Raw genomic sequence first — 22,178 nt, forward strand, 5'->3', positions numbered from 1 at the left:
CTAAAAACAGAAAAGGAAGTATCAGAAGTGGTACTTCTTTTTTGTATTTATACTTGAATATATTTAAAATCAAATTACTAAAATTATATAAATTTAGATTTTGAGTAAGGAGACATAACTTTTGAGTTTAGTTTTAAAGTAGTTTTACTATAATATGAATGAAATATAACATTTTACTAAATTTTATCAAAAAATTTAAAATATTGCAGTTGAATTTTGTAAAATAATAAGATAAAATACAAATAAAAATTATTTGAAGTATATTTTCAAGAAGGAGAATTAACTATGAAAAAAGATTTAAAATGGGCAGTTTTAGGAACAGGAATAATTGCCAATGAAATGGCACAAGCTCTTGAAAAAATGGGTAAAAATCTTTATGCAGTTGCTAACAGAACTCATGAAAAAGCTTTAGATTTTGCGAAAAAATATGGGGTTGAAAAAGTTTATGATAAAATAGAAGATATGTTTTATGACGATGAAACTGATATTATCTACATTACTACGCCTCATAATACGCACATAAAATTTATGATTGAAGCATTGAAAAATGGGAAACATGTGTTATGCGAAAAATCAATTACATTAAATAGCGAAGAATTGGAAGAAGCTGTAAAATTGGCAAAAGAAAAAAATCTTATCTTAGGTGAAGCAATGACAATTTTCAATATGCCACTTTATGGTGAACTTTTGGAAATTGTAAATTCTGGAAAACTTGGCGATGTGAAAATGATACAAGTTAATTTTGGAAGTTACAAGGAATATGATATGACAAATAGATTTTTCAATAGAAATCTTGCAGGGGGAGCGTTGCTTGATATAGGTGTTTATGCAATTTCAATTACAAGACTATTCATGACTTCAAAACCTAATAATGTGCTTTCTCAAGTGAAATATGCACCAACAGGAGTGGACGAACAAGTAGGTATAATTATGATGAATAAAGAACAACAAATGTCAACAATAGCTCTTACACTTCATTCAAAACAGCCAAAAAGAGTCGTAATCGCCTGTGAAAAAGCATATATTGAAATCACAGAATATCCAAGAGCTGACAAAGCTAAAATTGTTTATACCGAAACAGGTGAAGTTCAAGAAATTCTATCAGGAATAACAGAAAATGCACTTCAATATGAACTTCAAAATATGGAAGAATCTGTAAGAACTGGAATTAATAAAATGAAACTTGATTATACCGTGGATGTTATGGATATTATGACGAAATTGCGTAAAGATTGGGGAATGACTTATCCTGAAGAGGAAATGTAGAAAAATTTTATTGAGTGCTGTGATGGTGCTCAATTTTTTTACTTTCTTAAAAAAGTTTTTATAAAATAGTATTAAATTTATTTTCAAATTAAAGTATTTTTTTGAGTACATTAAAAGCAGGTTATTTTATAATTTTTGTATCATAAAAGTTAATAATTTGATAGAATTACAGAATTAAATGGGGCAAAAAATTTGGAAAAAGCAATAAAATGTGGTAAAATATAATGAATTTGCTATAAAAAATTATAAAAATGAAAGTTATAAAAACTAAATAATAATGGTATTTATGACAAATCTGATAAATTTTAAGTTTTATTAAAAAATGATTAATCTATATTAAATAAATATTGTAAATATGAAAGGTGGAGAAAACATGGATTTCAAAGATGTTAAAAAAAATGAAGAAAAATCGGTTTTGGAAAAAAAAGAGATTGTGGAAAAGGATTTTTGGCGACAAAAATATCATATTCAAGGAATTGTAGGACTTATTAATGATCCAAATGGATTTTCACAGTTTAAAGGGAAATATCATATGTTTTATCAATGGAATCCACTAGGGACAGTTCATAAAAATAAAACTTGGGCTCATAGTATAAGTGAAGATTTACTGCATTGGGAAAGACTGGAAACAGCTTTACGGCCTGATACTTGGTATTCTAAGGATGGAGTTTATTCTGGAAGCGCAATTGCGGATGATGGAAAACTTTATTTATTTTATACTGGAAATGTGAAGGATGCTGAAGGGAATAGAGAATCTTACCAATGTTTAGCAGTTTCTAGCGATGGAGAGCATTTTGAAAGATGGGAACCTAGTATTGTAAATCAGCCGGATGGATATACTCGGCATATAAGAGATCCTAAAATTTGGAAAAAAGATGGGAAATTTTATGCAGTAGTTGGAGTACAAAGTGAAAATTTAGAGGGAAAAGTAATTTTGTACAGTTCAGAAAATATAAAGGATTGGAAGTTTGAAGGAGAAATTGCAGGAGCGAATCACGGAAAACTTAAAGATTTTGGATTTATGTGGGAATGTCCAGATTATTTTCAGTTAAAGGATGAAAAAACTGGAGAAATTAAGGATTTGTTAGTATTCTCGCCGCAAGGACTGGAGCCTGAAGGAGATTTGTACAATAATAAATATCAGACAGGATATTTATTTGGAAAGCTGGATTATGAAAAACCTGAATTTGAAATTTCATCAGATTTTGTGGAAATTGACAGAGGGCATGACTTTTATGCGCCACAGTCAATGGAGGATGACAAAGGAAGAAGAATTATTGTAGGATGGATGGGAGTTCCTGAAGAAGAAGACTTTCCAACTGTAAAAAATGAATGGATTCATTGCTTGACATTGCCAAGAGAATTAAAAGTAATTGATGGAAGACTTTATCAATTGCCGATAAAAGAAATGGAAAGTATACGTGGAGAAAAAATTGAATTTAATGAAAAAGTGGCTGGAGAAGTAAAGGTTGGAACTGGGACAACTTATGAATTAAAAGCTAAATTTGCTGATTTTAATTCTGATTTTGGATTGAAATTGAGAACTGGCAAAAATAGTGAAACTGTTTTGAAATTTGATTACAATGACAAAAAATTTGTATTGGATAGAACAAAGGGTGAACAGCCTGATAAGAGATTAAGAAAAGTTTATTTGGGAGATATTTCAGAACTGGAACTTACAGTATTTGTAGATAATTCTTCTGTGGAAGTGTTTATTAACGGTGGACAGGAAGTGTTTTCATCGAGAATATTCCCTGAAAAAGGTGCGGATGGGATAAGTGTATTTGCAGATGGAGATACAAGTGCGAAAATTGAAAAATGGGAATGGAAATAAAAAAATTAATTGGAAAATCTAGAAGGGAAAAAATTGGTAAAGAATAAAAAATTAACAGGAAATAAAATAGTAGGAAATATAAAACTGGATATTATAAATATTATTGACGATATTTTGTATGAGAAAAAATATAGCAATATTCAGTTAAATTATTATTTTTCTAAAAAAAATTATACTCAAAAGGAAAAAACTTTTATTACAAGTGTTGTGAATACTGTAATAAAAAACCTGATTTATATTGATTATTTAATTGAAAAAGGGACACGAAATGTAAAAAAACGGAAAATAAAGCAACTTTTGAGAGTTTCTGCTGCACAGCTATTTTTTATGGACTCGGATAATGCAGGAGTGATATTTGAGGCTGGAGAAGTTGCAAAAATTATAAATGAACATCAAGCTGGATTTGTAAATGCGGCTTTAAAGACAATTTTGAAAAGTAAAGAAAAGTTTGATAATGAGATTCCGACGGATAAAAGGGAAGGTATTGTTTTATCGTATCCTCAATGGTTTGTAAATAAACTTAAAATTGATTATCCAGATAATTATTTGGAAATAATGGAATCATATAAAAAGAGAAGCTATCTGTCGGTTAGATTTGATAAGAATAAAATGACTAAAGAAAAATTTGAAAAATTGTTAAAGGAAATTAATACAGAAGTTTTATTTTCAGTTGATGAAGTCTATTATTTGTCAAATGCGAATATTTTTGATACAGAAATTTATAGAAATGGAGAAGCTGTAATTCAAGATGCTTCATCTTATTTGGCTGTGAAAAATTTGGCTGTGAAGGATGGGGATGCTGTGCTTGATGCTTGTGCCGCTCCAGGTGGAAAATCTCTTGCGATTTTGCAATTATTTAATCCAGAAAAATTGATTTCTACAGATATTCATAAACATAAGGTGAAATTGTTAAATGAACTTAAAAATAAGTATGGTTACGGTAATTTTCAAGTAAGGTTAAATGATGCTATGCAAATTGAAAATTTAGAAGTCAAATTTGATAAAATATTGCTGGATATGCCGTGCAGCGGACTTGGAGTGCTTAGGAAAAAGCCAGAGAAAATATATGAATTAACTTCAAATGATATAAAAACTTTGAAAAAACTTCAGAAAAAAATATTTGAAAGCGCATATAAATGCTTGAAAAATGGAGGAGAAATAGTTTATAGCACTTGTACTTTTTCTAAAAATGAAAATACAAATAATATTCGATATTTTTTGGAAAAATATGAAGATTTGGAAATTTTGGATTTGGAAATTCCAGAAAATGTGGAAATTATAAAAGATGAACTTGGCGGAGCTTATATTTCGTATAAAAATAAATATATGGATGGGTTTTATATTGCAAAATTGAGAAAAAATTAAAGTTATATCAAGTAATTATCAGGGGTTAGTCAAAAAAATAACTGAAAGGACGTATTTGGAATGCGATTTGATCTGGATGATGATGTGAAATTCATATTGGAACAATTAAATAAAAATGGAAAAGGATTTATTGTTGGAGGAGCAATTAGAGATAAAATTCTAAATAGGGATCCAGGAGATTATGATTTTGCGACTGATATAGAGTATTCAGAATTAAAAAGAATTTTTGCAGATTACAATCCAAAGGAAATGGGAGCGCATTTTGGGATTCTTATGATAAAAGTCAACGGGAAAAATTATGAGATAGCAAAATTTCGTAAAGAAACAGGAATTTATAATAGCAGATATCCAAAGGAAATTAAATTTGTAAAAACAATTGAAGAAGATCTGGCAAGACGGGATTTTACGATAAATTCACTAGCTTACAGCAAGAAGACCGGGATAATTGATTTGTATGGGGGGAGACAGGATATTAGGCGGAAAGTGATAAGATTTGTTGGAAAGCCTAAATTGAGGATAGAAGAGGATGCGCTTAGAATTTTACGGGCTTTTAGATTTGTTTCTAAATTGGGATTTAGTTTGGATAAGCAAACTGCGGAGGCTATTTATAAAAAAAGAAAATTTTTGCTGAAAATATCAAAGGAAAGAGTTTTTGATGAGTTAAGTAAAATTTTGATGGGGAATTTTGTAAAAAAGGCGTTTATCGAAATGAAAAAACTAAAAGTTCTGGAAATGCTAATTCCAGAATTTCGTTATGCATATAATTTTGATCAGAATAATCCAAATAATCCAGATGATTTATTTCATCATATAATAAAAGTTATTCATCTTTGTGATTATGATCTTATTACCAGATTCGCTGCACTTTTTCATGATCTGGGGAAAATTAATGTAAAAATTATTGATGCAAAGGGAGTTTTCCACTTTTATGGGCATGAAAAGGAAAGCGCATTGATTGCTGAAGAAGAATTGAGGCAACTTAGGACTTCAAATGAATTTACGAATTCTGTAAAAAAAATTGTTAAAAATCATATGCTGATTTATCAGGATGTTTCAGATAAGACATTAAAAAAGCTGATTATTGAGATGGATGAAAGGAATTTAAAAAGGCTGTTCAATTTATTTTCTGCTGACTTAAATTCAAAGGGTATAAGAACTCGTGCGGAAAATAATGAAATTTTACAAAATTTTAGAAATAAAATTGAAAATATAAAAGAACAGGGAGAAGTTCCGCAGTTTAATGATTTGGATATAACGGGGATTGATTTGATAAATCTTAAATTTAGCAATCGTGAGATCGGGGAAGTGAAAAACAGGCTGTATGAACTCGTTCTTGGGGATGAAATTGAGAATGAGAAGGAAGAGCTGGTAAAATATATTGTGAAACATTACAATTTGAAGGGTGATTTTGAATATGAAAATTCTTGCGGGGCGATTGTTTTTAATGAAAATACAGGGAAAATTCTGCTTGTGAAAATGCACAATGGGAACTGGGGATTTCCAAAAGGGCATATTGAAAATAATGAAACTAAGGAAGAAACGGCAATTCGTGAAGTTTTTGAAGAAACAAATGTAAATATAAAAATTATTCCAGGTTTTGAACGTTTGATAAAATATATTCCAAATGAAAAAACTATAAAAAAAGTTACGATCTTTGTGGGAATTACTCAAGATGAGGATGTTAAAATTGATACTTCTGAAATTGAGGCTTTTCAATGGTGCACCTATGAAGAGGCTTTAAAATTGACAACTTATAAGTTGCAAAAGGATGTGCTTGAAAATGCGAGGAAGGTATTTGTCAGTTCAAAAATGATAAAAGAAAAAATTTAGAATAAAAAAATTAGGAAATAAATTAGGTAGAAAATGAATAAAGAAAAAATTTTAGGATATGAAGTTCATCGGAAAAAAGTAAAAAACATAAATTTGCGGATAAAACCTAATATGGAGGTTTATATTTCTGTGCCAATGAATTTGCATCGTGATTATATTGAAAATTTTATTCGTTCTAAAGAAGAGTGGATAAAAAGTGTTTTGAAAAAGGTTGAGGATGTAAAGGAAAAGCAAAAGGGGTTTGAATATAAAAATGGAGAAATTCATAAGTTTTTGGGAAAAGAATATAACTTGATTGTAAGAACAGGGAATTTTAATGGTGTAAGTTTAAAAAATGATGCCAAATCAAATGTAATGATTTTAACTGTAAATGAAAATATTTTTGAAAATATTGATGAAAAGAAAAAAGTTATGGAAAAATGGTATTTTGAGAATGCCAAAAAATTGTTTCTGAAATTTGTGGAAAAATGGCTGGAAATATTGGATGAACATGTGGAAAAGGTGGCAATAAAGCCGATGAAAACAAGATGGGGTTCATGCAATTATGTAAAAAAATATATAAATCTCAATACAGAACTTATAAAAAGGACACCTTTTGAAATAGAATATGTCATTTTGCATGAATTGACACATTTGAAATATCCAAATCATGGAAAAGGTTTTTATAATTATATAGAGCGGTATATGCCAAATTATAAAGTGGCTGAAAAAATGTTAAATGCTAAACATTATTATTAATTTAAAAATAAAAAGGAACTGTCCATTAATTGAAAAAGTTCCTCTTTTTTTATTATACTATTTCTTATTTAAAATCCATGTCATAATCAACTAGAACTTCAATTTCTCCATTTTCATAAACAAAGAGTCCTGTAACAGCTTCGTGAGGCAAATCAGTGTGCATCTTTTCAGCGGCTTGGCAAATATACTTCTTTTGAGTTTCATCGCTAGTTTGACATCCTGCACAGTCACTATGCCCTGCTACAAAAATATGATCAGATTTATGCTTATTTACTGAAATTAAGACAACCTTATCTTCAATGCTTCTTAAAAAATTTTCATCACTAACAATTTTATTTACAGCTCCGGCATCGGTAATAGTATCCACAAAAGTATATCTATAATTACTTCTAATATATTCATTTAAGATATGGATAAATCTTCCATCCATACAGCAAACTAAAGTACAAAACATAACTTCCTCCTTGATTCAAATAATTCCTTCAAATAATATATATTTTAATTATTATAATTTTGAAATTATTTGAAAATATTCTAAAGATGTTGAAATTATAGCATATTTTTGAATAAAAATCAAAATTTTTACTTTAAATTGAAAAATAATTCTGTTACATTATTGATAAAACTTCAAAAATATAGTATAATTATGAGATTAGAGATATTAGTATAACTTTTGAACTTTATTTTGAAAAGATTTTACTGTATCGCAAATCAGACATATTAATGACAATTAAACAAATTAAAAGACAAATAATATTAAATCATTTAAAATTTAGGGAGGTAGTATTTATGTACGCATTGGATAAACAGCTTGTCTTGGAAGACGGCAGCGTGTATAAGGGATATGGATTTGGAGCAGATGTGGAGATGGCAGGAGAAGTTGTTTTTAATACTGCGATGACCGGATATCAGGAAACTATTTCAGATCCATCATATAATGGGCAAATTATTACATTTACTTATCCGTTAATTGGAAATTATGGGATAAATAGGGATGATTATGAAACTATTAATCCTAGTATTAAAGGGATCATAACTCGTGAAATATGTAGAAAGCCTTCTAATTTTAGAAATGAATTTACATTGGATGAAGTTTTGAAAGACTTAGATATTCCAGGAATTTCAGGGATTGATACACGTAGCTTGACAAAGAAAATTAGAGAGCATGGGACAATCAAGGGAATTATTGTAAGTGCAGATAAAGATCCGCAAGAAGTTGTGGAAAATTTGAGAAACAATTCGCTTCCGACTAATCAAATTGAACAAGTATCGACAAAAAAGGCATTTCTTTCATCTGGAAGAGGTATGAGAGTTGTATTGATTGATTTGGGAATGAAATCAGGAATTATGAGGGAACTTAATTCAAGGGATTGTGATATTGTTGTAATGCCTCATAATGCAACTGCTAAAGAAATTTTAAGACAAAAACCTGATGGAATAATGTTGAGTAACGGGCCTGGAGATCCGACAGATGTTCCAGAAACAATTGCTGCACTTAAGGAATTGATAGGTAAAGTTCCAATTTTTGGAATTTGTATGGGACATCAGCTAATTTCACTTGCATGTGGAGCAAAAACATATAAATTATTATTCGGACATCGTGGAGCAAATCAGCCAGTATTAAACTTGCAAACTGGAAAAGTTGACATTACGGCACAAAATCACGGATTTGCAGTGGATATTGATTCATTGGAGGGTACAGATCTTGAATTGACACATATTGCGGTAAATGACAGAACTTGTGAAGGTGTAAGACATAAGAAATATCCAGTATTTTCAGTGCAATATCACCCAGAAGCTTCGCCAGGGCCACACGATCCAAACTATTTATTCGACATATTTATTGAAAATATGAAAAAAAATCGAAGTTAGCAGTTTTGAAAAACATTTTTAACATTAATTAAAAACAAACAAAAAGAATAAAAATAACTGAAGGAGATGTAGAAAAATGCCTAAACGAAAAGATATAGAGACGATTTTAGTAATAGGATCAGGTCCAATAATTATAGGACAGGCTGCTGAATTTGACTATGCGGGGACACAGGCTTGTCTTTCATTGCGTGAAGAAGGATATAAGGTTATCCTTGTAAATTCCAATCCTGCAACTATTATGACAGATAAGGAAATTGCAGATAAAGTTTATATTGAGCCATTGACTGTTGAATTTGTATCAAAAATTATAAGAAAAGAGCGTCCAGATGCGTTGCTTCCGACTCTTGGAGGGCAAGTTGGGCTGAATTTGGCTGTGGAATTGCATGAATCTGGTGTTTTAAGAGAATGTGGAGTGGAACTTCTGGGAACTAAGCTTGAATCTATAAAGCAAGCTGAAGACAGGGAATTATTTAGAGATTTGATGAATGAGCTGGGAGAACCTGTGCCTGAATCGGATATTATTCATAATTTGGAAGAAGCACGTAGATTTGTGGAAAAAATTGGGTATCCAGTGATTGTAAGACCTGCATTTACGATGGGTGGAACTGGTGGTGGAATTTGCCATAATGATGAAGAATTAGAAGATATTGTTACAAATGGACTTAGATATTCGCCAGTAACTCAATGTTTATTGGAAAAATCAATTGCAGGGTATAAGGAAATTGAATATGAAGTAATGCGTGACAGCAATGATACGGCAATTGTTGTCTGCAACATGGAAAATATTGACCCAGTTGGAATCCATACTGGAGATTCGATTGTAGTTGCGCCATCGCAAACATTGACAGATAGGGAATATCACATGTTAAGGGATGTTTCACTAAAAATAATAAGAGCATTGAAAATTGAAGGTGGATGTAACGTTCAATTGGCATTAGATCCGCATTCATTTAATTATTATATTATTGAAGTAAATCCGAGAGTATCACGTTCATCGGCACTTGCTTCAAAGGCGACAGGTTATCCAATTGCAAAAATCGCTGCAAAAATTGCGGTTGGACTTACGCTTGACGAAATTATAAATCCTGTTACGAAAAATTCTTATGCCTGCTTTGAGCCTGCACTTGATTATGTTGTAAGTAAAATACCAAGATTCCCATTTGATAAATTTGAAAAGGCGGATAGACATTTGGGAACACAGATGAAGGCTACTGGGGAAGTAATGGCTATTGGTAGAACCTATGAGGAAAGTTTGTTAAAGGCTATTCGTTCACTTGAATACGGAGTTCATCATTTAGGGCTTCCAAATGGGGATGAATTTAATTTGGAATATATTTTAAAGAGAATCCATAAGGCTGGAGATGAAAGACTGTTCTTTATTGGAGAAGCGTTAAGACGTGGAGTTACTCCGCAGCAGATACATGAAATGACAAAAATTGATATGTTTTTCCTTGATAAAATGAAAAATATTATTGATATTGAAGTGGAATTAAAGGCAAATGTAAATAATCCAGATGTACTTCTTTTTGCTAAGAGATATGGATTTTCAGATAAAGTTATTGCACATCGTTGGAATACGACAGAAGATGAAGTTTATAAACTTCGTGAAAAATACAATATTAAGCCTGTGTTTAAGATGGTTGATACCTGTGCAGCTGAATTTAAGTCGGAAACGCCTTATTTCTACTCGACTTATGAGCAGGAAAATGAAAGTGTTATAGGAGATAAGAAAAAAATTGTTGTGCTTGGTTCAGGGCCTATTAGAATTGGGCAAGGGGTTGAATTTGACTATGCGACAGTTCATGCGGTAAAGGCTATAAAAGAGTCTGGTTACGAGGCAATTATTATAAATAACAATCCAGAAACTGTTTCTACAGATTTTTCAATTTCAGATAAACTTTACTTTGAGCCGCTTACAGAAGAAGATGTTATGGCGATAATTGAACTTGAACATCCAGAAGGAGTTGTCGTTCAATTTGGTGGACAAACTGCAATTAATTTGGCTGAAAAATTGACAAAACACGGCGTAAAAATATTGGGAACATCACTTGAGGAAATTGATAATGCTGAAAACCGTGATAAATTTGAAGCATTATTACATAAGTTAAATATTCCTCAGCCATTAGGAAAAACTGCGTTTGATACAGAAACAGCTGTAAAAAATGCGGCAGAAATTGGTTATCCAGTTTTAGTCCGTCCATCTTATGTATTAGGTGGAAGAGCAATGGAAATCGTATATCGTGAAGAAGAACTTAGACAATATATGGAAAATGCAGTAAAAGTATCACCTGATCATCCAGTATTGACTGACAGATATTTAGTCGGAAAGGAAATCGAAGTAGATGCGATTTGCGATGGGGAAACAGTTGTAATTCCAGGGATTATGGAGCATATTGAAAGAGCAGGAGTCCATTCTGGAGATTCAATTGCCGTTTATCCTCCGCAAAATGTTTCTGAAGCACATAAGCGTACATTAATTGACTACACAGTTAGACTTGCAAAAGGGCTTAATATTATTGGTCTTTTAAATATTCAATATGTAATTAGCGATGGAGAAGTTTATGTACTGGAAGTAAATCCTAGAAGTTCGAGAACAGTTCCATTCTTGAGTAAAATCACAGGAGTTCCAATGGCAAATCTTGCAATGAAGGGAATTCTTGGAGAATCATTGAAGAGCAAAGGATATGAAACTGGATTAATTGAAGAAAGTAAAAATGTATATACAAAAGTTCCTGTATTCAGTTTCCAAAAATTAAAAGATGTTGATACAACATTAGGGCCTGAAATGAAATCGACTGGAGAAGTTATGGGAAGTGATGAAAATCTTGAAAAATCACTTTACAAAGGACTTGTTTCAGCTGGAATAAAAGTTAAGGATCAAGGAAGCGTCTTATTTACAATTAGTGGAACTGCCAAAGAGGAGGCTTATGGATTGGCCAAGAGATTTTCTGATTTAGGATATCATATAATGGCTACTAAAGGAACTGCTAAATATTTTGAAGATAAAGGTCTGCATGTGGAAACTGTTGGAAAAATTGATGAAGAAGGAAAATATGAGCATGATGTGCTAGGACTGATTTATAAAGGACTTGTTGATATGGTAATAAATACAGCGGCTAAAAAGAAAACCGCCAGAAATGACGGATTTAAAATTAGACGTGCTGCAAGTGAGCAGGAAATTGCCTGTCTTACTTCACTTGATACAACAGATGCCTTATTAAAAGTTTTGGAATCTATTTCATTTAACGTAAGTTCAATATAGATTTAGTTTTAATAAAAATTATTAATTTTCTTAGATTTGTTTTTAAATTATTACTTAGCAAGGGGTTTTAGCCCCTTGTTATTTTTTGTTTATGAATTTATCATAAATTCAAGATATTTTGATATTGAATAAATAAAATTATAAAATCTCTTCAAAAACATATTTCTGAATTTTCATTCCCAATCTTTCATAAAATCGAACAGCCCCAGTATTATCAGCCCAAGCATCCAATGTTAAATTATAACATCCTTCCTTTTTTGCAAAGTTCAATGCAAAATCATAAAGTTTTTTCCCGATATTTTGACCACGTGCACTTTTATCAACACAAAGGTCATCTATAAATAATGTTTTTACATTAGTTAATACACTATGATTTATTTTCTGTTTAAAAATACAGAAAACATAGCCGATTACATTATCATTTTCATCTGTTGCTACAAATATCGGTCTGCTAGGATCATTTAACATTTGTGTAAGTTCCTGAGCATTATATTTTTTGCCAGTTGCCTTGAAAATATCTGGACGGTCTTTGTGATGAACTAATAAAATTTGTTCTAGCAGGTTTTCAATTTTAGGAATATCTTTTTCTTGTGCTGATCTAATTTCTTTCATTGTAATAAAATTTCCCTTCTATGTGTTTTTAAATTTAAAGAGCTTGTAGAAATTTTTTCCCATTTTCAATTTGCATTTCAACATTTTTTATTGAAGTTCCACCGAAAGAATTTCTTTTGTTTACACAATTTTCGATTGTGATTTCAGAAAGGATGTCATCTTTGAAGACATCTGAAAATTTATAAAATTCTTCAAGTTTCATATCATCAATTGCAATTTTCTTATCTTCACAGTAGGATACAATTTCTCCAACAATTTTATGAGCCTGTCTAAATGGAACATCGTGTTTTGCCAAATAATCGGCTACATCTGTTGCATTTAGAAAACCAGATTTTATAGAAGTGTAAATCTTCTCGTCATTTACAGTAACAGTGTTAAGCATTAAGTAAAAAATTTCAATTGATAATTTAATATTGTCAATAGAATCAAAAATTCCTTCCTTGTCTTCTTGCATATCTTTATTGTAGGCTAGCGGAAGTGCCTTCATTGTAGTTAAAATTCCCATAAGATTTCCATAAATTCTGCCTGTTTTTCCTCTTACAAGTTCAGCAATGTCAGGATTCTTTTTTTGTGGCATAATCGAAGATCCAGTTGCAAAGGCATCATCAAGATTTATAAATGAAAATTCAGAAGTGCACCAAATAATAATTTCTTCTGAAAATCTTGATAAATGCATTGAAATCACAGAAATAATCATCGCAAGTTCAATTATAAAATCTCTGTCGCTTACAGAATCTAAGCTATTTTCAGTTGGCTTTGAAAATCCAAGCTCCTTTGCAACAAAATGTCTGTCTAAGTCAAAAGTAGTTCCAGCCAGAGCTCCTGCTCCAAGTGGCATTTCATCACTTCTTTCTAAAAAGTCTTCAATTCGTGAAATATCCCTTTTAAACATTTGAAAATAAGCCATCAAGTGATGAGAGAACAAAATAGGCTGAGCCCTTTGTAAATGCGTATATCCTGGAATAATAACATTTTTATATTTTTCAGCAAGTTCTAATAGTACATTTTCCATTTTCACAAGCAATTTTGAAATTTCTCGTGCTTCTTTTCGCACATACATACGTACATCAAGAGCCACTTGGTCATTACGGCTTCTGGCAGTATGCAGTTTTCCAGCCACAGCCCCAATAATTTGAGTCAATCTCTTTTCAATTGACATGTGAATATCTTCATCTTCAATCTTAAATTCAAATTTTCCATTTTTAATTTCTTCTTTTATCTGAAGCAGCCCATTTTCAATTTCTTTTTGCTCACCTTCTGCAATAATCCCTTGCTTAGCAAGCATTCTGCTATGTGCAATGCTCCCAGTAATATCTTCTTCATACATTCTTTTGTCAAAAGTAATAGATGCATTAAATTTTTCTAATAATTTATTAGTTTCCTTATGAAACCGTCCTTCCCACATTTTTTTCATATTTTATTTTTTCCTTTCCAAAGTGTTATTTTTACTAATATTATAACAAAAAAGAAGAATATTTAAAAGTATAAAAAAATAAATTTAAATAATTAAAAAATATAAATTTTTGTTTTATTATACAGATATGATATAATTGTATAAAGAAAAAAGGGAGGAAATCAAATATGAGAAGTAATAAGAAAGTAAAATTACCAGTTGGAATATCTGATTTCAAGGATGTCATTGAAAATAATTACTATTATTTTGATAAGACAAAATTTATAGAAAATATTTTGGAAGATGGTTCTAAAGTTAAATTATTTACTCGTCCAAGAAGATTTGGGAAGACATTGAATATTTCGATGTTAAAATATTTTTTTAATGTTAAAAATAAAGATGAAAATAAAAAGCTATTTGAAAATTTAGAAATTTCTAAAAGTGAATATTTTGAAAAACAAGGGAATTATCCAGTAATTTCTATTTCATTTAGAAATTATGGTGAAGAAAATTGGGATGATGGGCTTAAAACTATTAAGGGAATATTAAAAAGAGTATATGCTGAATATAAATTTTTGACTGAAAAAATGGATGATATTGAAATAGAAGAATTTAATTCTGTGCGAAGGGGATTAGATTCAGTAGAATGGGAGGCATCGCTTATCAATTTGTCAAAATATTTATATGAATATTATGGGAAAAAAGTTGTAGTGCTAATAGATGAATATGATCAGCCAATAATAGATTCTTATGTAAAAGGTTATTATGACAAAGCTATCAGTTTTTTTAAAAGTTTTTATGGATTAGTTTTAAAAGATAATGAATACTTAGAGATGGGAGTTATGACGGGGATATTAAGAGTTGCAAAAGAGAATATTTTTTCAGGATTGAATAATTTAGAAGTTCACACAATTTTGGATAGTGAATTTACAGAATATTTTGGAGTTATGGAAAATGAAGTGGAGAATTCTCTTAAAGATTTTGAGCTGGAATATGAATTGGATGATGTTCAAAAGTGGTATAATGGTTATTTATTTGGCAACAGAAAAGTTTATAATCCTTGGTCGATTATTAATTTTTTAAAAAGAGGAAAATTGAAGCCCTATTGGGTGAATACAAGTGGAAATGGACTTATAAAGTTGTATTTACAAAAATTAAAAAATGAAATTTTTGAAGATTTTTCAAAACTTTTAAATAAGGAAAGTATTTTCAAACGAATTAATGATAATATGACTTTTGGAAATTTGGAAGCTAATTTTGAAAAGAATATTTGGAATTTGTTTTTTCATAGTGGATATTTAACTTTGGCAGAAGAATACGAGGAAAATAAAGAAGAAACATATTTGAAAATTCCAAATGAAGAAATCTTAAAAATGTTCTCTGAAATGTTTATTGAAATATATTTTGAAAATTATGAAAATTTTTGGTCTTTGACTAATGCATTAAAAAAAGGAGATATTGATAAATTTAAATTAGAGTTGAATAAAGTTTTGATAGAAAATGCTGGAGTTTTTGATGTTAATGGAAATTATAAAGAGCAATTTTATCACGGACTTATGCTTGGATTAGTTTTAATGTTGAAAAATGAGTATGAAATCGTATCGAATGGTTTTGCTGGAAAAGGACGATATGATTTGCTTTTGAAGCCTAAAAATATTTTGAAAGGAAAAGAAGGAATTATTATCGAATTAAAAGCTTTAAATATGGCAAAAAAATTAGACAAAGATAAAATTAAAGCAAAACTTGAAAATGAATGTGAAATTGCATTGAATCAAATTGATGAGAAAGAATATGGCTCTATTTTGAAAAATGCTGGGATCGAGAGAATGTTGAAAATTGGGATTGCATTTTTAGGAAAAGAATTTGAGATAAAATTTAGAAGAGAATGAATTTATTAGAATTATTCGTTAGAATTTGATAAAACAAATATTCTGAAGTAAGGAATCTTGATTTCTAATTAAATAGTAAAAGTTAGGTTATCGGACAGGTCTAATAGAAATAAAAAAATAAAATAGAATAAATTTGGGGAAATATCTTTTAAAATTTTTGGAAAAAAGGTATACTATGTTTGTATTAATTTTTTGAAAGGAAGAATGAAATGGAAAAAAATAAGATGGAAAAGAAAGAATTTAAAAGAGACAATATAGGGCAAGAATATAAATGGAATTTATCGGATATTTATGAAAATTATTCGGCTTGGGAAAAGGATTTTGAGAAAGTTGGAGAATTGAAAGGAGAATTGGCTAAATTTAAAGGGCAATTTGGGAATGAAGGCAAATTGCTGGAATTTTTTCAAAAACAGGAGGAGATGGATAAAATTTCATATAAATTGTATAGATATCCACAGCTTGCAAGAGATTTAAATTCATCAGACAAGGAAGCTGTAGAGCATTTGCAAAAAGTTCAGTTTTTGTTTGCGGAGATTTCTACTGAATTGTCTTGGGTAAATTCGGAACTGGTTGATAATCGTGAGAATATTGAAAAATGGATTGAAAAAAAAGAATTTGATGATTATAGATTTGGGCTAAAAAATTTATTTAGATTGCAAAAGCATATTCTGGAGGAAAAGGAAAGCAAATTGCTATCGTACTACAGCTCATTTTTTTCAGCACCAAGAAGCATTTATTCGGAAGTTACGGTTACTGATGTGGAATGGCCTCAAGTTACGCTTAGTTCTGGAGAAAAAGTGGATGTAACGCCTGCCAATTATTCTAAAATTTTGTCTACAAATAGAAATCAGGAAGATAGAAAAACAATGTTTCAGACATTTTATACAATTTATGAAAAGAAAAAAAATACAATTGCTGCAATTTATAATTCAATTTTGCAAAAAGGAATTGCTTCAAAGAAGGCCTACAATTATGATTCATTTTTGTTAAGCCATCTGGAGAGTGACAATATTCCAGAAGAAATTTACTTAAATCTTGTCAATACGGCGAAAAATAATACAAAACCGTTGCAAAGATATTTAAAATTGAGAAAGAAAATTTTAGGACTTAAAAAATATTATAATTTTGACGGCTCAATTAACCTAATAGAATTTGACAAGGAATACGAGTATGATGATGCGAAGGAAATAGTGTTAAATTCAGTTGCTCCGCTTGGAAAAGATTATGTAGAAAAAATGAAAAAAGCGATTTCAGAAGGCTGGCTGGATGTATTTGAGGCAAAAGGGAAAAGAACAGGAGCTTATTCTGCAGGAGTTTACGGAGTTCACCCATATATGCTTCTGAATTATAACAAGACTTTAGACAGCGTATTTACATTGGCACACGAACTGGGACATACCTTGCACACTCTTTATTCAGATGAAAATCAGCCTTTCTCGATGGCAGACTACACAATTTTCGTAGCGGAAGTGGCTTCTACATTTAATGAAAGACTACTGCTTGACTATATGCTGGAAAATACCAATGATCCAAAAGAAAGAATTGCACTATTGGAGCAGGAAATTGGAAATATTGTTGGAACATTCTATTTTCAGGCATTGCTAGCAGATTATGAATATCAGGCACACAAGCTGGCAGAAGCTGGAGAGCCGATTACAGCGGAAGTTTTGAGCAAAATTATGGAAGACTTGTTTGACAAATATTACGGCGACATAATTGAAAAAGATGATTTAATCTATATTTTCTGGGCAAGAGTTCCACACTTTTTCAACTCGCCATTTTACGTGTATCAATACGCAACTTGCTTTGCCTCATCAGCGATTTTATATGAAAAAATGATAAATTCAAGTGATGAAAGCAAAAGAAAAGAAACGCTTGACAAGTATATTCAGTTATTGAGTTCAGGAGGAAATGACTTTCCAATGGAACAGCTTAAAAAGGCAGGAGTTGACTTGTCGAAGATTGAAACGATCGAGGCTGTGGCAAGGCAGTTTGACTTGCTGTTGGATAAATTGGAAGCAGAGATTGGAAAGTTGTAGAAAAATAATGAAATTTATAGAAAAGAAAATATTTATTTTTTTGTATAACGTTGTATTGACAATGTAATTAAAAATGGTATAATGAATAAAAAAGGAGGTATTTGTTATGGCAAATACAAATTTAAGTATTAGAGTTGATAAAGAAACAAAAGAAAAAGCGAACGAATTATTTAACAAATTTGGCTTGACAATGACAACTGCAGTAAATATGTTCTTAAAAACTGCAATTAGAGAAAATAGAATTCCTTTTGAATTGAAATTGGAAGAAGAGCCAAATGAAGTGACTTTAGAAGCAATGAGAGAAGCTGATAGAATTGCAAGAGATGACAGTGTAAAGGGATATGACAGCATAGAGGAGTTGAGAGAGGCACTTGGTGTATAAAATTAAATTTACAAGACAATTCAAGAAAGAATTGAAATTAGCCAAAAAGCAAGGAAAAAATATTAATAAATTATTTAAAATCGTTGATATTTTAGCTGAAAAGAAAGTATTAGACATTAAATATAAAGATCATGCATTAATCAGTAATTACAAAGGATTTAGAGAATGCCATATTGAACCTGATTGGTTATTAATATATAAATATTATGATGATATTTTAGTCTTATCATTATCTCGTTTAGGTTCACACTCAGAACTGTTTTAGTATGGTTCTGAGTTTTTGATATTATGAAGGAGTAGATTTTTTATGAAAAAAATATTTTTTGTTTTAATTATTATAATTTTAATTATAATAGTTGTTAAATTATACAAAATAAAGGCAAAATCAAATTCAGAACATACAGCTGAAGAGTTTGTTAATAAACTCGATGAATTAGGATATTTTAAGTATGCTAAAAAAGAAGATGCTCCTTCTTTAAAGAAAGAAATGTTAGAGATTATAAGAAAATATGGAAGTGAAGGAACATTAACTACGTTATGGGATGAAAATACAAATGTAGCAAAAGATTATAGATTTTATTTTTGTGATGGGGAAACAGTTTTTGAAGGGGATGGAATACCAGATTTGATAAATGATCTACAACCTTCATTTGAAAAATTTGGAGTTAAAATAAAAATTGGCAGTTTTTCAGAAGAATGGGATGACGAAAAAGGTTTAAGCACTAAAATTAAAATTAATGGCACAGAGTATGAAATTTTTAAAAATTTTAAAAAAAGTGGATGGGGAGAAGCTCCTATGAGAATAGCCCATGCTGTAAATAAAGAACTTGAAAAAAAAGGAATAAATGAAAAAATTTATTTAATATCAGGTGGAAATGACGGGAAATTAGTATTTTTAACAGAAGACCAACATAAATATATCTACAACTTTTTTAAAAACTCCAAAGAAAAGCCTCTCGAATTGAATGAATGGGGAAAGATAATGAAAATAGAGCCGTTGAATTTTTAATCTATTAAGAAAGGATAAATTTAAATGAAAAAAATAATTTTACTTTTCACAATAATTTTAGAATTTAATTTATTTTCAAATACACCGTATAACGAGTTTTTTCAAAAAGTAGAGCAATTGGAAGAAAAAATAAAAAATGGAGATAAAAAGGCGATTAATAATTTGGGGAATTTATATGCAAAAGATAAAAATTCTCGTAATATTCCTAAGGCGAAAGAATATTATAGATTGGCGATAAAAAATGGTTCTGAAATTGCTAAGAAAAATTTGGAGATAGCAAATAAACTTCCAAAATTGTGTCCTGATGGAGCGATATGTGAAAATTGGACAACGATTAGATTTGTAGAGGAAGATGAAAAAATAGAAAAAATGGTAATAAGCGGATTTCCTGTTGATAAAGAAGAAGTAACTGAAACAGAAAAACAGGAAATTAGAAAAGAAATAGAATATATTTTAAATATCTTTTTTGAAAATGAAGAATTTGAAATTGTTGGATATGCTGATAAAACTGAGAATAATAAAAATAAATTATCTTTATTGAGAGCTGAAAAAATGGCAGAATTTCTGAAACAAAATGGATTGAGAAAAGATATAAAAATTACTAAAATGATCGGAAAAGGATCTGAAAATCCAATTGATACGAATGATACAGAAATTGGAAGATACAATAACTGTCGTGTTGAAATTTTGTTAAAAACTGGGAAAGTTAAGAAAATTGATATTGAAAAATTATTGAATCAGTTAAAAGATGAATAGTGTTATCTGGACACTCTCTAATATCCTGTATTTTCATTTGTATTCAATATATCTTCATTATTTTTTATTATTTCTGAATCAGTGTAGATATAATTATTTATTTTCATTATTCCCATCCTTATTTTTATAATTTATGATTTTAAAAAATTTATTTATTCTTTCATTTCCTTGTATTCATGTGCAAATTTTTTGTACTCTAAAGTATAATTTTTTAATCCCTTCGTTGTTTTTAGTCTTCTTACCATTTCATTAGCTTTTTCAACATCACGTTTATCCAGATAATAAGAACATAACTCTATTAATGCTCCCGCTTCCTTTTGTTCAGCAGCCTTTTTATACCATTTAACAGCTTCTTCAATATTTCCTTCCTCCTTTAATTTATCCGCATATTCTATCTGTGCCTCAGCCCTATTTTCCTTTATTGCTGATTCTTTAAAATATTCCCTCGCTTTTTCAATATTCCCTTCCTCAAATTCGATAACTCCCATGTAATAAATAGCGTCTTTCAATCCTTTATCATACGCTTCTTTAAATAATTTTTTCCCAACAGCTTTATCGCCAAATACATCATAAAATCGTGCCAAAGTTACTAATTCATCTTGAGAATATTCTACCATTTTCTTTTGTTCCTTTTCAGCTTCAGAAAAATTTTTCATTATCATATTTTGTGCTGATTTTATATACAAATCTGCTATTTTTCTTTCATTTTCATTTCCATTCAAATAATTCAAATATTTCTCCATATTAGAGTTAAGATTAGTAACTTCAGTATCATTTAATAATCTATTCTTCCAATAATTCATATTTTGCATATCATTTTTTAAATAATATATTCTTACTAAAGAATATATCGAATCTGTATTCTTTACCTTAGCTCCTTCTGTATAAAGTTTTATTGCTTCCTCTGTTTTCCCTAATTCTTCAAGCATATATCCTAAATTCCTATATCCTTCTAAATTTCCTAATTTAATGTATTCTCTGTAATATTGTTCAGCTTCTTCATATTCTTTTTTTTCATAATAAAATTCTCCTAGATTTCCTGCTACTTCTTTATTACCTTCATCGTATGCTATTTTAAACCATTTTTCACTTTCATCTGTTTTTCCTGCCTCATAGTACATAGTCGCTATTTTTACATATGCCGCTTTATTATATTTGGCTATTTCCAGTAGCATTTCTTCAGCTTTTTTATAGTTTTTATTATTAATTTCATTTTCTATTTCAGCAACTCTTTTTTCGTATTCTTCTTTATTTAATACTATTGTATAAGTTTTTTCTTGGGGTTCAGGTTTTTCACAACTTATTGTTGCTAATGATAATATTATCAGTATTATTATTTTTTTAAACATTTTATTTAACTCCTCTTATTTCTATATCTGTTAAAAATGGTTGTTTTGAATATTCTATCTGTGAACGGTAGCTTAGCCAGTCTGAAGGAATACTAGTTTTTATTTCTTTTATAACTATTTTTTTTACACTATTTTTAGGATCGTTATTTATTTTTTTTCAATATCTTAAACTCTATCTGAAATAAATGTAAAATTTTTAAATTTTTTATTACTTAATTCATCATTATTTTTTATTTGTTTTATATTTTTCAATTTGAACTATAGCATCTTTAAATGTCTTATTTTCAATTCTTTCTAAATTTTTTAATTTTATATTATTTTGAATAATTTTTTTATCAAGTCTTTTATTTTTCAAAAACATATCCGCTTCAAAGATTCCTTTACTTATAAAGCCAGCAGTTTCTATACTTTCTACCATTTCTTTAGCAAAACCATACATCTGTATTCCTGGTTCCCCTGCTATACTTTTTGCTTTTTTAATTAGCATTATGCCTTCATCAGAATTTTCAAATAAAGATTTTGTAGACTCAGCAAGAGCAAATGTTTTTGCTCCTACCCCTGTTTGCAATTCAGTGTATAATA

General features: G+C 29.7%; 18 protein-coding genes. 13 read left to right on the plus strand and 5 right to left on the minus strand.

Annotation, left to right across the window (positions count from 1 at the left end; translation table 11 throughout):
- The first annotated feature begins 285 nt into the window (after positions 1-285).
- From FVE74_RS04460 to FVE74_RS04480, 5 genes are all read left to right on the plus strand, one after another.
- The gene (locus FVE74_RS04460; protein WP_147003409.1) at positions 286-1,266 is read left to right on the plus strand and encodes a Gfo/Idh/MocA family protein; all 981 of its coding nucleotides are present in this window, start codon (positions 286-288) and stop codon (positions 1,264-1,266) included.
- Positions 1,267-1,639: 373 nt separating this feature from the next.
- On the plus strand, positions 1,640-3,100 hold the full coding sequence (locus tag FVE74_RS04465) for a glycoside hydrolase family 32 protein (RefSeq protein WP_147003410.1): 1,461 nt from the start codon (positions 1,640-1,642) through the stop codon (positions 3,098-3,100).
- A gap of 33 nt (positions 3,101-3,133) precedes the next feature.
- On the plus strand, positions 3,134-4,465 hold the full coding sequence (rsmB, locus tag FVE74_RS04470; protein ID WP_147003411.1) for a 16S rRNA (cytosine(967)-C(5))-methyltransferase RsmB: 1,332 nt from the start codon (positions 3,134-3,136) through the stop codon (positions 4,463-4,465).
- Positions 4,466-4,525: 60 nt separating this feature from the next.
- Positions 4,526-6,295: an NUDIX domain-containing protein gene (locus tag FVE74_RS04475; RefSeq protein WP_147003412.1), complete on the plus strand. Its 1,770-nt coding sequence runs from the start codon at positions 4,526-4,528 to the stop codon at positions 6,293-6,295.
- Between the two features lie 33 nt (positions 6,296-6,328).
- Positions 6,329-7,033: a M48 family metallopeptidase gene (locus tag FVE74_RS04480; protein ID WP_147003413.1), complete on the plus strand. Its 705-nt coding sequence runs from the start codon at positions 6,329-6,331 to the stop codon at positions 7,031-7,033.
- Between the two features lie 64 nt (positions 7,034-7,097).
- Here the strand turns inward: FVE74_RS04480 and FVE74_RS04485 are convergent, their stop codons facing one another.
- Complete coding sequence (locus FVE74_RS04485; protein ID WP_232054075.1) at positions 7,098-7,487, minus strand: carbonic anhydrase; 390 nt, start codon at positions 7,485-7,487, stop codon at positions 7,098-7,100.
- A gap of 335 nt (positions 7,488-7,822) precedes the next feature.
- Here FVE74_RS04485 and carA point away from each other — a divergent pair, with 335 nt between their 5' ends.
- Positions 7,823-8,905, plus strand: a complete 1,083-nt coding sequence (gene carA, locus FVE74_RS04490; protein WP_147003414.1) for a glutamine-hydrolyzing carbamoyl-phosphate synthase small subunit — start codon at positions 7,823-7,825, stop codon at positions 8,903-8,905.
- Between the two features lie 76 nt (positions 8,906-8,981).
- Positions 8,982-12,167 carry a carbamoyl-phosphate synthase large subunit gene (carB, locus tag FVE74_RS04495; protein ID WP_147003415.1) on the plus strand — a complete coding sequence of 1,062 codons (3,186 nt, stop codon included), beginning with the start codon at positions 8,982-8,984 and terminating at the stop codon, positions 12,165-12,167.
- A gap of 138 nt (positions 12,168-12,305) precedes the next feature.
- On the opposite strand, the gene FVE74_RS04500 is transcribed toward carB, so the two are convergent.
- Both FVE74_RS04500 and argH read right to left on the minus strand, forming a co-directional pair.
- Positions 12,306-12,779: a GNAT family N-acetyltransferase gene (locus FVE74_RS04500; protein WP_147003416.1), complete on the minus strand. Its 474-nt coding sequence runs from the start codon at positions 12,777-12,779 to the stop codon at positions 12,306-12,308.
- Positions 12,780-12,813: 34 nt separating this feature from the next.
- Positions 12,814-14,193, minus strand: coding sequence for an argininosuccinate lyase (gene argH / locus FVE74_RS04505; RefSeq protein WP_147003417.1), 1,380 nt, complete (start codon positions 14,191-14,193; stop codon positions 12,814-12,816).
- Positions 14,194-14,360: 167 nt separating this feature from the next.
- On the opposite strand from argH, the gene FVE74_RS04510 reads away from it, so the two are divergent.
- The 6 genes from FVE74_RS04510 (at position 14,361) to FVE74_RS04535 (ending at position 20,247) form a co-directional block, all read left to right on the plus strand.
- A complete protein-coding gene (locus tag FVE74_RS04510; RefSeq protein ID WP_147003418.1) occupies positions 14,361-16,061 on the plus strand; it encodes an AAA family ATPase in 1,701 nt (566 codons plus the stop codon).
- A gap of 209 nt (positions 16,062-16,270) precedes the next feature.
- Positions 16,271-18,100 (plus strand): oligoendopeptidase F, encoded by a 1,830-nt coding sequence (gene pepF / locus FVE74_RS04515; RefSeq protein WP_147003419.1) that lies wholly within the window; start codon positions 16,271-16,273, stop codon positions 18,098-18,100.
- 106 nt (positions 18,101-18,206) lie between these two features.
- Positions 18,207-18,482, plus strand: a complete 276-nt coding sequence (locus tag FVE74_RS04520) for a type II toxin-antitoxin system RelB/DinJ family antitoxin (RefSeq protein WP_147003420.1) — start codon at positions 18,207-18,209, stop codon at positions 18,480-18,482.
- Positions 18,475-18,747, plus strand: a complete 273-nt coding sequence (locus tag FVE74_RS04525) for a type II toxin-antitoxin system YafQ family toxin (RefSeq protein WP_197735163.1) — start codon at positions 18,475-18,477, stop codon at positions 18,745-18,747. Before FVE74_RS04520 ends, FVE74_RS04525 begins: the two co-directional genes overlap by 8 nt.
- A gap of 42 nt (positions 18,748-18,789) precedes the next feature.
- Positions 18,790-19,491, plus strand: a complete 702-nt coding sequence (locus tag FVE74_RS04530) for a hypothetical protein (protein ID WP_147003422.1) — start codon at positions 18,790-18,792, stop codon at positions 19,489-19,491.
- A gap of 24 nt (positions 19,492-19,515) precedes the next feature.
- Positions 19,516-20,247, plus strand: coding sequence for an OmpA family protein (locus tag FVE74_RS04535; RefSeq protein ID WP_147003423.1), 732 nt, complete (start codon positions 19,516-19,518; stop codon positions 20,245-20,247).
- A gap of 152 nt (positions 20,248-20,399) precedes the next feature.
- On the opposite strand, the gene FVE74_RS04540 is transcribed toward FVE74_RS04535, so the two are convergent.
- Both FVE74_RS04540 and FVE74_RS04545 read right to left on the minus strand, forming a co-directional pair.
- Entirely contained in the window at positions 20,400-21,596 is a 1,197-nt protein-coding gene (locus FVE74_RS04540; RefSeq protein WP_147003424.1) for a tetratricopeptide repeat protein, read from the minus strand.
- Positions 21,597-21,819: 223 nt separating this feature from the next.
- Positions 21,820-22,164, minus strand: a complete 345-nt coding sequence (locus FVE74_RS04545; RefSeq protein ID WP_147003425.1) for a hypothetical protein — start codon at positions 22,162-22,164, stop codon at positions 21,820-21,822.
- Positions 22,165-22,178: the final 14 nt, after the last annotated feature.

It is taken from the genome of Leptotrichia wadei (assembly GCF_007990445.1).
Lineage (GTDB): Bacteria > Fusobacteriota > Fusobacteriia > Fusobacteriales > Leptotrichiaceae > Leptotrichia > Leptotrichia wadei_A.